This window comes from Streptomyces sp. NPDC090119, from assembly GCF_044747085.1.
Lineage (GTDB): Bacteria > Actinomycetota > Actinomycetes > Streptomycetales > Streptomycetaceae > Streptomyces.
The window spans coordinates 528780-546466 of record NZ_JBIVDK010000005.1; the positions used below are offsets into that span (position 1 = coordinate 528780).

Annotated in this window: 16 protein-coding genes; 5 read left to right on the forward strand and 11 right to left on the reverse strand. The window is 72.1% G+C overall.

Annotated elements, in window-relative coordinates; all coding sequences use genetic code 11:
- The first annotated feature begins 2 nt into the window (after positions 1 to 2).
- Positions 3 to 905: an LLM class flavin-dependent oxidoreductase gene (locus tag ACIPPM_RS23920; RefSeq protein ID WP_401451224.1), complete on the forward strand. Its 903-nt coding sequence runs from the start codon at positions 3 to 5 to the stop codon at positions 903 to 905.
- A gap of 13 nt (positions 906 to 918) precedes the next feature.
- Here ACIPPM_RS23920 and ACIPPM_RS23925 read toward each other — a convergent pair whose 3' ends face one another.
- Both ACIPPM_RS23925 and ACIPPM_RS23930 read right to left on the reverse strand, forming a co-directional pair.
- Positions 919 to 1467 carry an RNA 2'-phosphotransferase gene (locus tag ACIPPM_RS23925; protein ID WP_401451227.1) on the reverse strand — a complete coding sequence of 183 codons (549 nt, stop codon included), beginning with the start codon at positions 1465 to 1467 and terminating at the stop codon, positions 919 to 921.
- Positions 1468 to 1751: 284 nt separating this feature from the next.
- A complete protein-coding gene (locus ACIPPM_RS23930) occupies positions 1752 to 3503 on the reverse strand; it encodes an SDR family oxidoreductase (protein WP_401451229.1) in 1752 nt (583 codons plus the stop codon).
- A 183-nt stretch (positions 3504 to 3686) separates the two neighbouring features.
- On the opposite strand from ACIPPM_RS23930, the gene ACIPPM_RS23935 reads away from it, so the two are divergent.
- The 4 genes from ACIPPM_RS23935 to ACIPPM_RS23950 are packed head-to-tail and all read left to right on the forward strand — an operon-like array spanning position 3687 to position 7194.
- On the forward strand, positions 3687 to 4649 hold the full coding sequence (locus ACIPPM_RS23935; RefSeq protein WP_389004455.1) for an ABC transporter ATP-binding protein: 963 nt from the start codon (positions 3687 to 3689) through the stop codon (positions 4647 to 4649).
- The gene (locus ACIPPM_RS23940; RefSeq protein ID WP_401451231.1) at positions 4639 to 5556 is read left to right on the forward strand and encodes an ABC transporter permease subunit; all 918 of its coding nucleotides are present in this window, start codon (positions 4639 to 4641) and stop codon (positions 5554 to 5556) included. Before ACIPPM_RS23935 ends, ACIPPM_RS23940 begins: the two co-directional genes overlap by 11 nt.
- Positions 5553 to 6464: an ABC transporter ATP-binding protein gene (locus ACIPPM_RS23945; protein ID WP_393594377.1), complete on the forward strand. Its 912-nt coding sequence runs from the start codon at positions 5553 to 5555 to the stop codon at positions 6462 to 6464. The genes ACIPPM_RS23940 and ACIPPM_RS23945 overlap by 4 nt, the downstream gene beginning before the upstream one ends.
- 10 nt (positions 6465 to 6474) lie before the next feature.
- Complete coding sequence (locus ACIPPM_RS23950; protein WP_393594378.1) at positions 6475 to 7194, forward strand: ABC transporter permease subunit; 720 nt, start codon at positions 6475 to 6477, stop codon at positions 7192 to 7194.
- Between the two features lie 308 nt (positions 7195 to 7502).
- On the opposite strand, the gene ACIPPM_RS23955 is transcribed toward ACIPPM_RS23950, so the two are convergent.
- The 9 genes from ACIPPM_RS23955 to ACIPPM_RS23995 form a co-directional block, all read right to left on the reverse strand.
- The gene (locus ACIPPM_RS23955; RefSeq protein ID WP_401451234.1) at positions 7503 to 8306 is read right to left on the reverse strand and encodes an HAD family hydrolase; all 804 of its coding nucleotides are present in this window, start codon (positions 8304 to 8306) and stop codon (positions 7503 to 7505) included.
- Positions 8303 to 9580, reverse strand: a complete 1278-nt coding sequence (serS, locus tag ACIPPM_RS23960) for a serine--tRNA ligase (protein WP_401451236.1) — start codon at positions 9578 to 9580, stop codon at positions 8303 to 8305. Before serS ends, ACIPPM_RS23955 begins: the two co-directional genes overlap by 4 nt.
- Positions 9581 to 9969: 389 nt before the next feature.
- The gene (pheA, locus tag ACIPPM_RS23965; protein WP_401451238.1) at positions 9970 to 10902 is read right to left on the reverse strand and encodes a prephenate dehydratase; all 933 of its coding nucleotides are present in this window, start codon (positions 10900 to 10902) and stop codon (positions 9970 to 9972) included.
- Positions 10903 to 11015: 113 nt separating this feature from the next.
- Positions 11016 to 12293, reverse strand: coding sequence for an iron uptake transporter deferrochelatase/peroxidase subunit (efeB, locus tag ACIPPM_RS23970; RefSeq protein WP_401451241.1), 1278 nt, complete (start codon positions 12291 to 12293; stop codon positions 11016 to 11018).
- An 8-nt stretch (positions 12294 to 12301) separates the two neighbouring features.
- A complete protein-coding gene (locus tag ACIPPM_RS23975; RefSeq protein WP_401451243.1) occupies positions 12302 to 14605 on the reverse strand; it encodes a copper resistance protein CopC in 2304 nt (767 codons plus the stop codon).
- Positions 14606 to 14618: 13 nt separating this feature from the next.
- Positions 14619 to 15071, reverse strand: coding sequence for a copper chaperone PCu(A)C (locus ACIPPM_RS23980; RefSeq protein ID WP_161187838.1), 453 nt, complete (start codon positions 15069 to 15071; stop codon positions 14619 to 14621).
- A complete protein-coding gene (locus ACIPPM_RS23985) occupies positions 15068 to 15730 on the reverse strand; it encodes an SCO family protein (RefSeq protein WP_401451245.1) in 663 nt (220 codons plus the stop codon). The genes ACIPPM_RS23980 and ACIPPM_RS23985 overlap by 4 nt, the downstream gene beginning before the upstream one ends.
- Before the next feature lie 91 nt (positions 15731 to 15821).
- Entirely contained in the window at positions 15822 to 16568 is a 747-nt protein-coding gene (locus ACIPPM_RS23990) for a YcnI family protein (RefSeq protein ID WP_401451247.1), read from the reverse strand.
- 144 nt (positions 16569 to 16712) lie between these two features.
- Complete coding sequence (locus tag ACIPPM_RS23995) at positions 16713 to 17564, reverse strand: hypothetical protein (protein WP_401451249.1); 852 nt, start codon at positions 17562 to 17564, stop codon at positions 16713 to 16715.
- Positions 17565 to 17687 lie beyond the last annotated feature (123 nt).

A 17687-nucleotide genomic window follows, 5' to 3' on the forward strand; every position in this document is an offset into this window, starting at 1 on the left:
GCATGGCCCTTCGTCTCAGTACCTTGATCCTTCCCGTCGACCGCTGGCACGAGGGAGGCCGGGCGAAATGGGAGCGGGCCGAGGAGCTCGGGTTCCACGCCGCGTACACCTACGACCATTTGTCGTGGCGGACCTTCCGGGACGGGCCGTGGTTCGGGGCGCTGCCGACACTGACGGCCGCCGCCGGGGTGACCGAGCGGCTCCGGCTGGGGACGATGGTGACCTCGCCGAACTTCCGGCATCCGGTGACGCTGGCCAAGGAGCTGATCTCCCTGGACGACATCTCCGGCGGCCGGGTCACCCTGGGGATCGGGGCGGGCGGCTCCGGGTTCGACGCGACGGCGCTCGGGCAGGAGGCGTGGTCGCCGCGGGAGCGGGCCGACCGGTTCGCGGAGTTCGTCTCGCTGCTGGACCAGCTGTTGACCGAGGACGCGGTGTCGTACGCGGGCGACCATTACTCGGCGCACGAGGCTCGCAACATTCCGGGCTGCGCGCAGGAGCCCCGGCTGCCGTTCGCGGTGGCGGCGACCGGTTCGCGCGGGCTGCGGCTGGCCGCGCGGTACGGGCAGGCGTGGGTGACCACGGGCGACCCGAAGCTGTTCGAGACCGGCACCCCCGAGCAGTCGGTGCTGGCGGTGGAGGGGCAGCTCGGCCGGCTCACCGAGGCGTGCGCGGAGATCGGCCGGGACGTCGCCGATCTGGACAAGATCATGCTGACCGGGTTCACCCCGGACCGCGCCCGTCCGCTGGAGTCCGTCGACGCGTTCGTGGACTTCGCCGGCCGGTACGCCGCGCTGGGCGTCACCGAGCTGGTGATCCACTGGCCCATCCCGGACTCGGACTTCGCGGCCGACCAGGCCGTCTTCGAGAAGATCGCCACCGAGGCCGTCGCCCAGCTCGGCTGAGCGGGCGGGGACCTCAGCGCGGCTCGGAGAAGCGCAGGTAGCGCGGCGGAACGGCGTCGGTCAGCCAGACGCCGTTCGCGCTGACGTGGAAGACGTGGCCGTCGCGGTGCATGGCGCCCGCGTCCACGGCGAGGACGACGGGCCTGCCACGGCGGGCGCCCACCCGGGTCGCGGTCTCGCGGTCGGCCGAGAGATGCACGTCGTGCCGGTTCATGGGGCGCAGCCCCTCGGCGCGGATCGCGTCCAGGCTGCGGGCGACGGTGCCGTGGTACAGGTACGGCGGTGGGGTGGCCGGGGGCAGGCCGAGGACCACCTCGACGCTGTGGCCCTGGCTGGCGCGGATTCTGCCGCCCTCGACGGCGAAGCGCCGCTTGTCGTTGACCGCCACCACATGATCCAACTCGGCGCGGGTGACCGGGAAGCCATGGGCCGCCGCCGCGGCGAGCAGCGCGTCGATCTCCACCCAGCCCGCCGGATCGAGGGTGAGCCCGATGCGTTCGGGCTGGTGCCGCAGGTGCTTCGAGAGGTACTTGGACACCTTTACGGTGCGTCTGTCATCCATTACTTCCGATGTACCCACTTCCACCTTTTCTCTCATGTGATGCTTGTCGTATCTCCCTCTCTTCGGGCTGCTCCGCGTTTTCGGCCCGATCTCGGCGCCTCCCCAGCCTCCCGGAGAGACGCGGATCACGCACATGATTTACGCGGGCAGGTTTGGTCCACAGCCAACGCCCTTTATCCACAGCCTTTTTGACGATTCTGTGGACAACCGGCGCCCGTTTCAGGCAGGTTGATCAACTTCCGCGTGCTTCACGGTGGATGGCGCACCGGAGACCGATCCCCGACTCACAACTTCGGCTCCAACCGCGCCACTTTGCGCAGCGCCCCCGGCAGGAACCGCGCCAGCAGATACGCCCCCCGCGCCTCAGGAGTCACCGGCACCACGGCCCGGTTCTCCGCCACCGCGTCCAGGATCGCCCTGGCGACCTTCTCCGGCGGGTAGTTGCGCTTGCCGTACAGCAGGGACGACCGCTCCTGACGCCGCCGCGCCTCGGCCTCGTCCACCCCCGTGAAGCGTGTCGTCGACGTGATGTTGGTGTTGACGATCCCCGGGCAGATGGCCGTAACTCCGATGTCCTGCCCGGCCAGTTCGGCACGCAGGCACTCCGACAGCATCAGCACCGCCGCCTTCGACGTGCTGTACGCCGGAAGCGCCCGCGAGGGCTGGAAGGCCGCCGCGGAGGCGATGTTGACGATGTGGCCGCCCTGCCCGCGCTCGGCCATGCGGGCGCCGAAGAGACGGCAACCATGGATCACACCCCACAAGTTGACGTCCAGCACCTTGCGCCAGTCGTCCGGGGTCGTGGTGAAGAAGGAGCCGGACAGCCCGATGCCCGCGTTGTTGACCAGGACGTCCAGCACCCCGTACTCACGGTGCACCCGCTCGGCCAGTTTCTCCATGGCCTGCTCGTCCGAGACGTCCACCGTCTCCGACCAGGCAGCCGACGCGCCCGCAGCCAGCGCCAGTTCGGCGGTGCGGGCGGCCGTCCCGGCGTCCCGGTCGACCACCACCACCCGCGCCCCGGCCTCCGCGAGAGCGAGTGCCGTGGCGCGTCCGATGCCGCTGCCCGCACCCGTGACCAGCGCCAGCTGCCCGCCGAATCGGTCGGCATGAGGACCACTGCCCCGTGAAGGCTCGCCCTGCTCCACGGAGGTCGCGAACTCCTCGATCCATCGCGCCAGTTGGTCGGGCCGGGTGCGCGGCACCCAGTGCTTGGCCGGGAGCGTGCGCCGGGTCAGCCTCGGCACCCACCGCTCCAGGTCGTCGTAGAGCCGCTCCGACAGGAACGCGTCGCCCTGCGGGGTGATGAGCTGCACCGGCACGTGCGCGACGGCGTCCGGGCGGGGGTGGCGCAGCCGGGGGCGGACGTTGTCCCGGTACAGCCAGGCGCCGTGGGCCGCGTCCGTGGGGAGGGAGGCCGTCGGATAGTCGCCGGACGGGACCTTCTCGGCCCGCTCCAGCAGCTTCGGCCACCGCTTGCCCAGCGGCCCGCGCCAGGCCAGCTCCGGCAGCACGGGCGTGTGCAGCAGGTACACGTACCAGGACTTGGCGCCCTGGCCGAGGAGTTGGCCCACCCGGCGCGGGGTCGGCCGCTTCACGCGGGCGCCGATCCAGTGGCCGAAGTGGTCCAGCGAAGGGCCGGACATGGAGGTGAACGAGGCGATGCGGCCCTGGGTCCGCGCGACCGTCACGAACTCCCAGGACTGCACCGAACCCCAGTCGTGCCCGACCAGATGCACCGGCCGGTCCGGGCTCACCGCGTCGGCCACCGCGAGGAAGTCGTCCGTCAGCTTGGCCAGGGTGAAACCGCCGCGCAGCGGCTTCGGCGCGGTCGAGTCGCCGTGGCCGCGCACGTCGTAGAGCACCACATGGAAGTCCTCCGCCAGGCGGGCGGCCACCTCGGACCAGACCTCCTTGCTGTCCGGGTAGCCGTGCACCAGCACCACGGTGGGGCGTTCCGGATCGCCCAGTTCGGCCACGCACAGCTCGATCCCCCCGGTGCGCACCCGCCGCTCACGCGCGTCCTTCAGCGTCACTTGTCCTCCGCCCGCATCCGTCCGACTCCGTTCAGCGAATGTGGCAGTTGTTAGAGGTGGCGTCAATAGGGAGCCTCGGGTCCTCCACCCCCTAGGGCCCCGTACTACCCGAGACGGACCCCAAGACGGCTCTGTGGTCTGACGACCCGCGTGCCCCACGTCACTACCGTCGAGGACGTGACTGTGATCGTGACCGAGAGCCTGAGCAAGCGGTTCCCCCGGGTGACCGCGCTCGACCGGCTGTCCGTGGACATCGGACCCGGTGTGACGGGACTCGTCGGTGCCAACGGCGCCGGCAAGTCCACCCTGATCAAGATCCTGCTGGGTCTGTCCCCCGCCACCGAGGGCCGCGCCGCCGTGCTCGGCCTCGACGTGGCGACCGAAGGCGCCGCCATCCGCGAACAGGTCGGCTACATGCCGGAGCACGACTGCCTGCCGCCCGACGTCTCGGCCACCGAGTTCGTCGTGCACATGGCGCGCATGTCCGGCCTCCCGCCCGCCGCCGCCCGCGAGCGCACCGCCGACACCCTGCGCCACGTCGGGCTGTACGAGGAGCGCTACCGCCCCATCGGCGGCTACTCGACCGGCATGAAGCAGCGGGTCAAGCTGGCGCAGGCGCTGGTGCACGACCCCCGGCTGGTCTTCCTGGACGAGCCGACCAACGGCCTCGACCCGGTCGGCCGGGACGAGATGCTCGGCCTGATCCGGCGGGTCCACACCGACTTCGGCATCTCGGTCCTGGTCACCTCCCATCTGCTGGGCGAGCTGGAGCGCACCTGCGACCACGTCGTGGTCGTCGACGGCGGCAAGCTGCTGCGGTCCAGCTCCACCACCGACTTCACCCAGAACACCACGACGCTGGCCGTCGAGGTCACCGACAGCGACACCCACCCCGACGGCACCCGCGCCCTGCGCGAGGCGCTGCACGCGCGCGGGATCGACACCCACGACGACGGCGGCGGGCTGCCCGGCGCCGGTCACATCCTGCTGCTCACCGCGCAGGGCGAGGAGACGTACGACCTGGTGCGCGACACCGTCGCCGGACTCGGTCTCGGCCTGGTCCGGATGGAACAGCGGCGCCACCACATCTCCGAGGTGTTCACCCGCGACGAGCAGCGGAAGGAGGCAGTCGGCCATGGCGGTTGACCAGCCCGTCCCCACGGCACCGGTGCCCTCGGGCGACCAGTCCCGCATCCACGACATCGGCTACCGCGGCTACGACGGCCCGCGCCTCGGCCGCGCCTACGCCCGTCTCTCGCTGTACTCGCAGTCCCTGCGCGGCGCCTACGGCCTCGGCCGGTCGGCCAAGTCCAAGGTGCTGCCGATGCTGCTGTTCGCGGTGATGTGCGTACCCGCCGCCATCATGGTCGCCGTCGCGGTGACCACCAAGGCCCACGAACTGCCGGTCCCCTACACCCGGTACGCGATCATCATGCAGGCCGTGATCAGCCTGTTCGTCGCCTCCCAGGCACCGCAGTCCGTCTCCCGCGACCTGCGCTTCAAGACGGTCCCGCTGTACTTCTCGCGGCCCATCGAGACCGCCGACTACGTGCTCGCCAAGTTCGCGGCGCTCGCCTCGGCCCTGTTCATCCTCACCGGGGGCCCGCTGCTCGTGCTGTACGTGGGCGCGCTGCTCGCCAAGATGGGCGTGGCGCACCAGAGCGAGAAGTTCGGCCAGGGACTGGTCGCGGTGGTCCTGCTCTCCCTGCTGTTCGCCGGGATCGGCCTGGTCATCGCCGCCATCACCCCGCGCCGCGGCTTCGGCATCGCCGCCGTGATCGCCGTCATGACCATCTCCTACGGCGCCGTCTCCACCCTCCAGGCCATCGCCGACTCCCAGGGCAACAGCGGCGCGGTGCCGTGGATCGGCCTGTTCTCCCCGGTCACCCTGATCGACGGCGTCCAGTCCGCGCTGCTCGGCGGCACGTCGTCCTTCCCCGGCGGGGTCGGCCCGACGACCGGCCAGGGCTTCGTCTACCTGATCGTCGTCCTCGGCCTGATCGCCGCGTGCTACGGCCTGCTGCTGCGCCGCTACAAGAAGGTGGGCCTGTGACCACGCTCCAGATCGACCACGTCTCCCGCTGGTTCGGCAACGTGGTCGCCGTCAACGACATCACCATGACCATCGGTCCCGGTGTCACCGGCCTCCTCGGCCCCAACGGCGCGGGCAAGTCCACCCTCATCAACATGATGGGCGGCTTCCTCGCCCCCTCCACCGGCACCGTCACCCTCGACGGCCGGCCGGTGTGGCGCAACGAGACGGTGTACCAGCACATCGGCATCGTCCCCGAGCGGGAGGCGATGTACGACTTCCTCACCGGCCGCGAGTTCGTCCTCGCCAACGCCGAGTTGCACGGACTCGGCGCCAAGGCCGCCCAGCGCGCCCTGGCCACGGTCGAGATGGAGCCCGCCCAGGACCGGAAGATCTCCACCTACTCCAAGGGCATGCGCCAGCGCGTGAAGATGGCGTCCGCGCTCGTGCACGACCCCTCGCTGCTGCTGCTCGACGAGCCGTTCAACGGTATGGACCCGCGCCAGCGGCTCCAGCTGATGGAGCTGCTGCGCGCCATGGGCGACGAGGGCCGCACCGTGCTGTTCTCCTCGCACATCCTGGAGGAGGTCGAGCAGCTCGCCCGGCACATCGAGGTCGTCGTCGCCGGACGGCACGCGGCCAGCGGCGACTTCCGCAAGATCCGCCGCCTGATGACCGACCGCCCGCACCGCTACCTGGTCCGCTCCAGCGACGACCGCGCGCTGGCGGCCGCCCTGATCGCCGATCCGTCCACGGCGGGCATCGAGGTCGACGCCGTCGAGGGCGGGCTGATCGTCCAGGCCGTCGACTTCGGCCGCTTCACCACGCTGCTGCCCAAGGTCGCCAGTGACCAGGGCATCCGGCTCCTCACGGTCTCGCCCTCGGACGAGTCCCTGGAGTCCGTCTTCTCGTATCTCGTCGCGGCGTAGGAGGCCGAAGATGTACGACCCCACAGTCGCCCGGCTCACCTACCGGGCCCTGCTCGGCCGCCGCCGGGCCCTCGTCCTCGGCGCCCTGCCCCTGCTGCTCATCGTGATCTCGGTGGCCGTCCGCCTGCTCACCGGGGCCGACGACCAGGTCGCCGCCGACGTGCTCGGCGGGTTCGCGCTCGCCACCATGGTGCCGATCATCGGCGTCATCGCGGGCACCGGCGCGATCGGACCGGAGATCGACGACGGTTCCGTGGTCTATCTGCTGTCCAAGCCGCTGAAGCGGCCGACGATCATCTTCACCAAGCTGATCGTCGCCATCGCGGTGACCATGGTGTTCTCCGCGCTGCCCACCCTGATCGCGGGCCTGATCCTCAACGGCAACGGCCAGCAGGTCGCCGTCGCCTACACGGTCGCCGCGCTCGTCGCGTCCATCGCCTACTCGGCGCTGTTCCTGCTGCTCGGCACGGTCTCGCGGCACGCGGTGGTCTTCGGCCTGGTCTACGCCCTGGTCTGGGAGGCCCTGTTCGGCTCCCTGGTGTCCGGCGCCCGCACCTTGAGCGTCCAGCAGTGGTCGCTCGCGGTCGCGCACAAGGTGGTCGGCAGCAACCTGATCACCTCCGACGTCGGGCTGCCCACGGCCACCGCCCTGCTGATCGTGGTCACCGTCGCCGCCACCTGGTACGCGGGCCAGCGACTGCGCGCGCTGACGCTGGCGGGCGAGGAGTAGGAGGGCGGCCCGCGCCGGGGTAATTCGCTGGCGCCGGGCTTCCGGGCCCGGGCACAGTGGGGGAGCCGACGCCGGGTCAGGGAGCCCGGCGCGCCCCCGTACCGGGAGTGGAGCCGGACGATCTCACGTCCGGCTTCCGTCAGGACGGACCCGGGCGGGCTCCGGCGCGGTCGACGCGCCGTCGAGCCCGCTCCCGCACAGGGACCGTCCGGGGCGGCCGCTTCGAGCACGCGATGTCGCTCTCGCGTGGGCCGCCCACCCGGAGAACCGGCCGTGAGGCGGGGCACGGTCGTGCCGTGCCCCGCCTCTCAGCCGAGCAGTCGCTCCAGGACCAGCGCGATGCCGTCGTCCTCGTTGGAGGCGGTCACCTCGTCGGCCACGGCCTTGAGTTCCTCGTGGGCGTTGGCCATGGCCACGCTGTGCGCGGCCCAGGCGAACATCGGCAGGTCGTTCGGCATGTCGCCGAAGGCGATCGTGTCGGCCGCCTTCAGCTTCAGCCGCCGGGCGGCCAGCGACAGTCCGGTGGCCTTGGACAGCCCGAGCGGCAGCAGCTCCACGATGCCCTCGCCCGCCATGACGACGGTGACGAAACCGCCCGCCGCGCGCGAGGCCGCCTCCGCCAGCTCGTCCGTGGACAGCGTCGGATGCTGGATGTAGATCTTGTTCAGCGGCGCTTCCCAGAGGTCGGCCGCGTTCGTGAACGCCTTCGCCGGGAGGTGGCCGGTGACCGAGTAACCGGGGCCCACCATGACGTCGCCGTCCAGGCCGTCCCGGCTCGCCGCCAGGTACAGCGGGCCCACCTCGGCCTCTATCTTGGCCAGGGCCACGCCCGCGAGCTGCCGGTCCAGGGTCACCGAGGTCAGCAGCCGGTGCTGTCCGGCGTCGTAGACCTGGGCGCCCTGGCCGCAGACGGCGAGGCCCTGGTAACCGAGGTCGTCCAGGATGTGCCGGGTCCAGGGGACCGCGCGCCCGGTGACGACGATGTGCGCGGCGCCCGCGGCCGTGGCGGCGGCGAGCGCCTCCCGGGTGCGCGGCGAGATCGTCTCGTCGCCGCGCAGCAGCGTGCCGTCCAGGTCGGTCGCGATCAGCCGGTAGGGAAGGGGGCTGCTCACTTGGTGACCGGCTCCAGGACTTCCCGTCCGCCCAGGTAGGGGCGCAGGACCTCGGGGACACGGACCGAGCCGTCGGGCTGCTGGTGGTTCTCCAGGATCGCCACGATGGTGCGCGGTACGGCGCACAGGGTGCCGTTCAGCGTGGCCAGCGGGCGGACCTGCTTGCCGTCGCGCATCCGGATCTGCAGGCGGCGGGACTGGTACTCGGTGCAGTCCGAGGTGGACGTCAGCTCGCGGTACTTGCCCTGGGTGGGAATCCACGCCTCGCAGTCGAACTTGCGGGCGGCGGAGGAGCCCAGGTCACCGGTGGCGACGTCGATCACGCGGAACGGCAGCTCCAGCGAGGTCAGCCACTGCTTCTCCCACTCCAGCAGACGCTGGTGCTCGGCCTCGGAGTCCTCCGGGGCGACGTAGGAGAACATCTCCACCTTGTCGAACTGGTGGACCCGGAAGATGCCGCGGGTGTCCTTGCCGTGCGAACCGGCCTCACGGCGGAAGCAGGGGGAGAAACCGGCGTACCGCAGCGGCAGCCGGTCCGCGTCGATGATCTCGTCCATGTGGTACGCGGCGAGCGCCACCTCGGAGGTGCCGACCAGGTAGAGGTCGTCCTTGTCCAGGTGGTACACGTCTTGCGCGGCCTGGCCGAGGAAGCCGGTGCCCGCCATGGACTGGGGGCGGACCAGCGCCGGGGTCAGCATCGGCGTGAAGCCCGCCGCGGTGGCCTGCGCGATGGCCGCGTTGACCAGGGCCAGCTCCAGCAGGGCGCCGACGCCGGTGAGGAAGTAGAAGCGGGAGCCGGAGACCTTGGCACCGCGCTCGGTGTCGATCGCGCCGAGGATCTGGCCGAGTTCGAGGTGGTCCTTGGGCGCGAAGCCCTCGGCGTCGAAGTCGCGGATCGCGCCGTGCGTCTCCAGGGTGACGAAGTCCTCCTCGCCACCGACCGGGACACCGGGGTGCACGAGGTTGCTGACGCCGAGCAGCAGGCGCTGGGTCTCCGCGTCGGCCTCGTCGCGCTCGGCGTCGGCCGCCTTCACGTCGGCCTTCAGCTGCTCGGCACGGCCGAGCAGCTCGGCCCGCTCTTCGGGCGTGGCCTTGGGGATCAGCTTGCCGAGCTGCTTCTGTTCGGCGCGCAGCTCGTCGAAGCGGACGCCTGAGGACCTGCGCCGCTCGTCGGCAGACAGGAGGGAGTCGACGAGCGCGACATCCTCTCCACGGGCACGCTGAGAGGCGCGCGCACGGTCAGGGTCCTCACGAAGCAGGCGAAGGTCAATCACAGGCCCCAGGCTACCGGTGCGCGTGGAGCGCACGGGCGGACGGGACCCAGATAGCCGGGCTCCACCCGGGGCTGCTGTGCGCATCCACACCCTGGGAGAAGTTATCCACAGGCTGTGTGGAGTGACTGTGGATTTCGGAATTGATCATTCCGAGTGAGTTGTCTCCCGAGGAATTCCCGGTTCAAACTCCCTGGATAACCACTTTCGAGTGGAAAGTGGTCGTCCCAAAAGCTGAATCGATGGAAACAAGTGGACGAAGGGTGATCCAGGCTGGGCTGAATGCACCTGCGGGCTGTGAACCGATTTGTCGACCGAGTGGGCCTTGTTGTCGACTTGTCCCCAGGTAGAGAAGCGGACCTGTGGATAACTTCTGTGGATAACGGAACCCGCTAGAAACGGCCGTCCTGGCAGCGCGTGACCCAGTCGGAGGCGGCCACGAACTCCTGGTCCGACGTACCCGGCAGCATGGGCCGTGCGCCGCCCGGCGCGATGTCGGCACGCGGATAGGAACCCAGGAATCGCACCTGGAGACAGAGCCGCTTCAGCCCCATCAGCGCCTCCGCCATCCGCCGGTCGGAAACGTGCCCCTCGGCGTCCACGCAGAAGCAGTAGTTTCCGATGCCCTCGCCGGTCGGCCGGGACTGGAGCAGCATCAGGTTGATGCCCCGGGTGGCGAACTCGCCGATCAGATCACGCAGGGCACCGGGATGGTCGTCCCGCTGCCACAGCACCACCGAGGTCTTGTCGGCGCCGGTCGGCGCGGCGGGCCGGGCGGGCCGGCCGACCAGCACGAACCGGGTCTGCGCGTTCTCCGCGTCGTGGATGTCGGTCTCCAGCGGGACCAGGCCGTACCGCGCCGCCGCGAACTCGCCCGCGAAGGCCGCGTCGTACCGGCCCTCCTGGACCAGGCGGGCGCCGTCCGCATTCGAGGCGGCCGACTCCCACAGGGCGTCCGGGAGGTGGGCGCGCAGCCAGTTGCGGACCTGCGGCTGGGCGGCGGGATGCGCGGTGACCGTCTTGATGTCGGCGAGCTGCGTGCCCGGCCGGACCAGCAGCGCGAAGGTGATCGACAGCAGCACCTCGCGGTAGATCATGAGCGGCTCGCCCGCGACCAGCTCGTCCAGGGTGGTGGTGATCCCGCCCTCGACCGAGTTCTCGATCGGGACGAACGCGGCCTCCGCCTCGCCGGTGCGCACCGCGTCCAGCGCGGACTGCACCGAGACGTAGGGGATCAGCTCGCGGGTGGCGGCCTCCGGGAGAGTACGGAGGGCGACTTCGGTGAAGGTGCCTTCAGGACCGAGATACGCGTAACTCGCTGGCATGCCCTCACCCTAATGGCCGTGCCGCGACCCGGCCCGACCGTCTCACCGCAGCCACCCTTCCGGGTGGTTTCGATCCCGGACGCCTGTGAAGACGGCGCCCGTGGCGCACCCTGTCAGCCCTCCAGCAGCCGCTGCCCCACGTACTCCCCCCGCGCCGCGCCGCCCGGCACCGCGAACAGCCCGCTGGCCTCGTGCCGCAGATAGCGCGACAGCGCGTCGCCCCGATCGAGCTTGCGCTGCACCGGTACGAAGCCGCGCAGCGGGTCGGCCTGCCAGCAGATGAACAGCAGCCCGGCGTCGGGGACGCCGTCCGCGTCGAAGCCGTCATGGAAGGAGAACGGGCGCCGCAGCATCGCGGCTCCGCCGTTCTGGTCGGGCCGGGTGATCCGGGCGTGCGCGTCGAGCGGGACGACGTACTGGCCCTGCGCGTCCGCCTTCTCCAGGTCCATCGCGGTGGTCTCGTCCCCGCCGGACAGCGGGCCGCCGTCCGACTTGCGGCGGCCGATCACCGCCTCCTGCGCCGGGCGCGCCAGCTTCTCCCAGTCGTCCAGGAGCATCCGGATGCGGCGGACGACCGCGTACGAGCCGTTCGCCATCCAGCCGGGCTCCCCCGAGGCGGGCACGAAGATCCGCCGGTCGAAGTCGGGCTCGGCGGGCTTGGGGTTGCGGGTGCCGTCGATCTGGCCCATGAGGTTGCGCGTGGTCATGGGGTGCGCGGTGGTGCCGGGTGAGCGGTTGAAGCCGTTCATCTGCCAGCGGACCCGCGCCGCGTCGCCCGCCTCCTTCTGGAACGTGCGCAGCGCGTGGAAGGCGACCAGCGCGTCATTGGCGCCGATCTGCACCCAGAGGTCGCCCTCGCCGCGCTTCTTGTCCAGGTGGTCGGCGGAGAAGTCGGGCAGCGGGTCCAGCGCGGCCGGCCGCTGCTTCTCCAGTCCGGTGCGGGCGAAGAAGCTGTGGCCGAAGCCGATGGTGACGGTCAGCGAGGAGGGTCCGGCGTCGCGGGCCACGTCGGTGTCCTCGTGCGGGGCCGCCTCGCCCGCCATCAGCCGCTCGGCCACCGCCGACCAGCGGCGCAGCAGGGCCGCGGCCTCCTTGCGGCCCGCGCCCGGCTTCAGATCGAAGGCGACGAGATGGCCGTGGGCCTGGAGCGCGTCGGTGATGCCGGGCTGATGTTTCCCGTGAAACATCGCGCGGTCCGTGCCGATCGCGGTGAGCGGCGTGGCCGGGGCGGGCGCGGCGGCGTACCCCAGGGCGCCGCCCGCCGCGCCGAGCACGAGGCCGGTGGCCCCGGCGGTGCCGAGCAGGGTGCGCCGGGAGACGCCCCGACCCTGTTCGGGGGCGGGCTTCGCGGCTTCCGGGGTGCGGGCCTGGGGGACGGACGGGTCGGGCATGGTGCGGTTCAGCCGATCTGCGCGTTCTTGGAGACGGTCACCTGGTCGATGTCGGAGGTCCGTACGGTGACGGCGACCTCCCAGTCTCCCGCCATGGGGACCTGGACACCGCTCGCCGCCCAGTGGCCGGTGGTGATGTGTTCCGGGGCCACGGGCAGCGGCCCGATCTTCTTCGCCTTCAGGGTGAGGGCGACCTTCACCTCGGGGATGTCGTACGGGCGGCCGTCGGGCCGCTGGACGTAGAGGTGCATCTCGTTGGCGCCGACGCGGGCCGGGTCGAGGTCGATCCGGACCAGGCCCTTGCCGTTCGTGCCGCCGGTGTCGAAGGGCATGTCGAGGGTGAGGGCGCCGGAGGTGTCGGCCGGGGAACTGGCGGCCGGGGCAGCGGCCGCCCTGGCCTCCTGCTCGGTGCGGCCGGGCTCGGTCTGGGTGAGCGCGGTGGTCACGGCGAGCAGGACGACGGCCACGGCCGCCTCCGCGAGCACCGACCGACGCAGGCCGGAACGGTTCGGATCGGCGTCGCGCAGCCGCTTGCGCCGGGCGTCCTCGACGGCGTCCCGCTGCCGGGCGAGCTGAGCGGCCCGGCCGGGGTCGGCGTCTGCCGACCCGGCGACTCCCGCAGAATCCGCGCCCTTCCCGTCCGGCCCGGCGGCGGCGGCGAGGGGAATCTGCTCGCTGTCGGTCGGCTCGGTGGTCGCGGTGGCGACCTCTCCCCGCCCATCCCGCTCGGCGGTGGCAGCCGTGACGGAGAGGGGCGCCTGCTCATGAGCCCCGGTGCCGGACGGCTCGGTGGCTGCCGTGGAGGCCTCCTTCTCGCCACCGGCCCCGGCGGCGGAGTCGCCCGGCACGGTGGTGGCGCGGGCGGCCTGCCCGGGCACGTGGGCACGCTCGTCGACGGGCGGCTCAGCCGTCGCCGCCGCACCCGCCCCGGCCTGCCCCGCGCCGCCGACCTCGGCCGCTGCGGCGGGAGTCGGCACGGTGGCGGAGAGGGGTGTCTCCTCCTGCGCCTCGGCCGACGGGGCATCCTCGGCTGCCTCGGCTTCAGGCATCCCCCGCTCGGCCAGCCGCCCCGTCCACCGCCGCGAGATCCACGCCAGCCCCACCATGACGGCCACGAGACCCAGCTTGACCAGCAGCAACTGCCCGTACCGCGTGTCGGTGAAGGCCGACCAGGAGCCCAGCTGGCGCCAGGACTGGTAGACGCCGGTGGCGACCAGCGCGAGGACGGAGGCGAAGGCGAGCCGGGAGAAGCGCCGCACGGCATCCGTGCCGAGCGGGGTCTCGGCGGGCGCCCGGTACAGGGCGACGAGCAGCGCGGTCAGCCCGCCGAACCAGCCGGCGACGGCGAGCAGGTGCACGATGTCGACCGGCATGGCGATGCCCGGCTGGAGCCCGGTGGAGGCGTGCTCGGCCATGGCCCAGCTCGCCGCGAGCCCGGCCGCGACGACGATCCCGCCGATGGCGAGCCCGAAGCCCAGGTCACGCCGCTCGGCGGCCGCGTCCTCGTCGGCCCCCGCCTCCTCTTCCCGCCGCGCGTACGCCCCGAAGAGCACCGCGACGAACAGCGCGGCGGCGGCGAGCAGCAGCAGCCGGGAGACCAGCGCCGCACCGGTCTTGGTCTGGAGCACCTGCCCGAGCAGATCGAGGTCGAAGACGTCCCCGAGCTTGCCGGACGAGGTGTACGAGCCGCGCAGGAGCAGCAGCCCCAGCGTGGCCGCGGTGAGCGTCAGCCAGCCCCCGACCACCAGCCGCTGCAGCGCCCGTACCCCCGCGCCCTGCCGCCAGCAGGCCAGGACGAAGGCGGCGCCGCCGACCAGCACGATGAAGCCCGCGTAGGACAAGTAGCGGCCGACGGCGTACAGCCCGCCCACGACTCCGCCACCCGCTCCCGCCCCCGCGTCGGGGGAGACGACGGTGCGCGAGGGGGCGCCGATGGAGAAGGTGTAGGCCCCGGCGACGGGATGGCTGTCGGCGGAGACGACCTGGTAGGCCACCGTGTAGGTGCCGTCGGCGAGCCCGGCGTGCAGCCGGACCGCGTACGTGGTGCCGCTGACGTTCACCGGGCCGCCCGACTGCACCGGCTTGCCCTTGGGGTCGAGCACGCGCAGCGAGTTGTCGCCCATCGCCACCTGCTCGGAGAAGGTGAGCGAGATCTGGGTGGGCGCCCGGTCGACCACCACCCCCTGCGCGGGGTCGCTGCCGGTCAGCGCGGCGTGCGCGGAGGCGGGCGCGGCGCCCGCGAGCAGCGCGCCGGTGACGGCGAGGAGCAGCAGTACCAGGGTGCGCAGCCGGGGGGTGATGGTCGGCGTCAAGGTGGTCCCTCCCTCAGTGTCCGGTCGACGGGTTGTACGTGGCGGACCGCACCGGCATCTCGACGGTGAGCGGACCGGACCGGGCGAAGCCCAGCTTGAGCTTGACGGTCTGCCCCTGGCGCGGCTTCTGCTTGAGCTGCTCGAACATCAGGTGGTTGCCGCCGCTCCGGAAGACGAGCCTGCCGTGGGCGGGCACCGCGAAGGAGGTGCGCTCGGCCATGGTGCCGCCGCTGGTGCTGTGCATGGTGACCCGGCCGATGTCGCTGCTGACCGAGGTCAGCTCGTCCTGCTCGCCGCCCTTGTTGGTGACGGTGAGGAAGCCCGCGGCCATGTCGGCGGCGACCGGCTGGGGCATGTAGGTGGCGCTCACCGACAGCTCGGGCTCGCCGGACCCCTGTCCGGAGCCGCAGCCCGCGAGGGCCAGGGCGGCGGCGAGGGCGGTGACGGGCAGTGCGGCCCGCTTCACGGCTTCGCCCCGCGGACGAGCTTGGGCAGGTCCTTGGTCCAGTCGTCGACGGTGGCGTCCTCGCCGTAGAGGACGTAGCCGCCGTCCGTCTTCGGGGAGAAGGCGATGACCTGGGTGCCGTGGACGGAGACGGTCTTGCCGTTCTTGTCCTTGCTGGTCGGCTCGATGGAGATGCCCAGCGAGCGGGCGCCCGCCTGGATGGTGGAGAAGTCGCCGGTCAGGCCGGTGAAGCCCGGGTCGATGCTGTTGAGCCACTTGCCCAGCTCGGCCGGGGTGTCGCGGCCGGGGTCGGTGGTGACGAACACGACGCGGAGATCGTCCTGCTCGGCCTTGGGCAGCGCCTTCTTGGCGACGGCGAGGTTGCTCATCGTCGTGGGGCACACGTCGGGGCAGTGGGTGTAGCCGAAGTAGACGAGCGTCGGGTGGCCCTTGGTCGCGGCCCGCAGGTCGTACTTCTTGCCGTGGGTGTCGGTGAGGACCAGGTCGGGCTTGGCGAAGGGCTGGTCGAGGACGGTGGCGGCCTTGTCGGAGCCGCCCTCCTCGGAGACCACGGAGACGGGCGAGGCGGAGTCGTCATCGCTGCCGCAGGCGGACAGGGTGAAGGCGGCGGCGGCCAGCAGCGCGGCCGCGGCCAGGGTCTTCTTGCGCGGAGAAAGCATGGAGAGATGTCCCAGGGGGGTCGAGAGCTCCCGCGTGCGCCGGGGCCGTACCGGGCGGGCACGGCCCCGGCGCACGCGGATCAGAGAGGGGTCAGGCGGTGCGGCGGCGGCCCGCGAGGACGCCGTAGGCCACGCCCGCGACGCCGATCACGATGCCGACGATGCCCAGCACCCGGGCGGTGGTGTCGGTGCCGTCGGAGTCGGCGGCGGCCGTCGCCTCATGGGCGTCGTCCTTGTCGCCGCCCTTGGCGTCGTCACCCGCGGCCGCCGCCGTGCCGTGGTGGTCGTCGGTCGCGGCGGACAGCGCCAGCGTCGGGGCCGGGTTCTCCGGCTCGTCCTGGCCCTCCTGCGGCACCTCGATCCAGCGGACGACCTCCTTGTTGGAGTACGTCTGGATCGCCTTGAAGACGAGCTGGTCGGTGTCCTCGGGCAGCGCGCCCAGGGAGAGCGGGAACTTCTGGAAGTAGCCCGGCTCGATGCCCTTGCCGTCGGCGGTCCAGGTGACCTTGGTGACGGCCTCGCCGATCTTCTCGCCGTGCATGGTCAGCGGCTTGTCCAGCTTGGACTTGGTCACCTGCACCTTCCAGCCCGGCACCGGCTGCGGCATGACGGAGGCCAGCGGGTGGTCGGCGGGGAGGTTGACCTCGAGCTTGGTGGTGGAGGCGTTGTCACGCTCGTTGGGCACCTTGAAGTCCACGGTGGCATAGCCGCCCTTGGCCGCGGTGCCCTCCGGCTGCACGCTGACGTGAGCGAACGCGGGGACCGACACGGCGAGGACGGTCGCGCCCGCCACGGCGACGGCGGCGGTGACACGGGAGGCGGTACGGGAGATCTGCATGCTGGGGAAACTCCGCTCTTGAGCGAGATCCGGTGCTGAGCCCGGTGACGGTGAGGGGTGCGCGGGACGCCCGAGAGGCGCACGCGCGCGTGCCGCACGACGGCGGCCCCTCCCCTCCTCGTACGTACGGGAGCGGTGGTCGCGTCAGGCGGCGAGACGGAACCCGTCGGCGGGCGGGCCGCGCCGGATCACCGAGTGCTGGAGTGCCTCGGCCCGCGGCAGCGGTGTCTCGTCCCGGCCGGTGCGGCGCACGCGCGGAACGGGCCCGGTCGCGGGCAGCAGCCCTGCGTACAGGGCGCGGGTCAGCGCGAGCGCGGCGCGCAGCGAACGGACGAGCGCGCCCTCCGCGACCCCGTGCGTCGACAGCTCGATCAGCCGCAGCACGGCCAGGTCGCCCCGGCGCAGCAGCCAGCCCAGGGCGAGGGCCGCGAGGAGGTGGCCGAGAAGCATCGGCAGTGAGGGCAGCCAGCCGAGCGGCGAACCGGCCAGGTCGGAGGCGTGCCCGCCGGTGGGCGCGCGGTCCGTGAAGCGGCCCGAGGCGTCGATGAGGCGCGCGTCGAGCAGCAGCCGGTAGGCGTGGCCGGGGGTGAGGGTGGCCGGGCCGGACCCGCACAGCAGCTGCGCGGCCCGCTGGACCATCTCGTCGTCGGCCGCACCGGAGTGCGTGGCGCCCATGGAGGCCATGGCGCCCATCGGGGTCCCGCCGCCCGTCGCCGCCGTGTGCTGGCCGAGGCCGAACAGCGTGTGCAGGGCCAGCTGACCGAGGGCGAGGAGGGCCGCGATGGCGGGCACCGAGCGGGCACGGCCGGCGAGCGGCGCCATGACCAGCAGGGAGCCCAGGAATCCTGCGCCGAGCGTCCACAGGGGGACGTTCGCGCAGGAGGCCATGGTGTGCCCGGCGGCGGCCAGCACGACACAGACCGCGGCGAAGACCGCGGCCCGCAGAAGCCGGACCCGGGGTCCGGACCGCGCCGTGCGCGGGTGAGGGGCACTCATGGCGGGGCTCATCATCGCACTGCGCCCGCCGCACCCCCGAGGCAGGGCCGCCGGATCACGCCACCACCGGGACGCGCGCCGCCGCATCGGCCGTACGTCATACCCCGATTCGTCCCGGCGCAC

Coding starts and splice junctions, on each gene's coding strand:
- ACIPPM_RS23920 (WP_401451224.1), top strand. CDS start 3: ATGGCCCTTCGTCTCAGTACCTTGATCCTTCCCGTCGACCGCTGGCAC.
- ACIPPM_RS23925 (WP_401451227.1), bottom strand. CDS start 1,467: ATGGATGACAGACGCACCGTAAAGGTGTCCAAGTACCTCTCGAAGCAC.
- ACIPPM_RS23940 (WP_401451231.1), top strand. CDS start 4,639: ATGGCGGTTGACCAGCCCGTCCCCACGGCACCGGTGCCCTCGGGCGAC.
- ACIPPM_RS23950 (WP_393594378.1), top strand. CDS start 6,475: ATGTACGACCCCACAGTCGCCCGGCTCACCTACCGGGCCCTGCTCGGC.
- pheA (WP_401451238.1), bottom strand. CDS start 10,902: ATGCCAGCGAGTTACGCGTATCTCGGTCCTGAAGGCACCTTCACCGAA.
- efeB (WP_401451241.1), bottom strand. CDS start 12,293: ATGCCCGACCCGTCCGTCCCCCAGGCCCGCACCCCGGAAGCCGCGAAG.
- ACIPPM_RS23985 (WP_401451245.1), bottom strand. CDS start 15,730: ATGCTTTCTCCGCGCAAGAAGACCCTGGCCGCGGCCGCGCTGCTGGCC.
- ACIPPM_RS23990 (WP_401451247.1), bottom strand. CDS start 16,568: ATGCAGATCTCCCGTACCGCCTCCCGTGTCACCGCCGCCGTCGCCGTG.
- ACIPPM_RS23995 (WP_401451249.1), bottom strand. CDS start 17,564: ATGAGTGCCCCTCACCCGCGCACGGCGCGGTCCGGACCCCGGGTCCGG.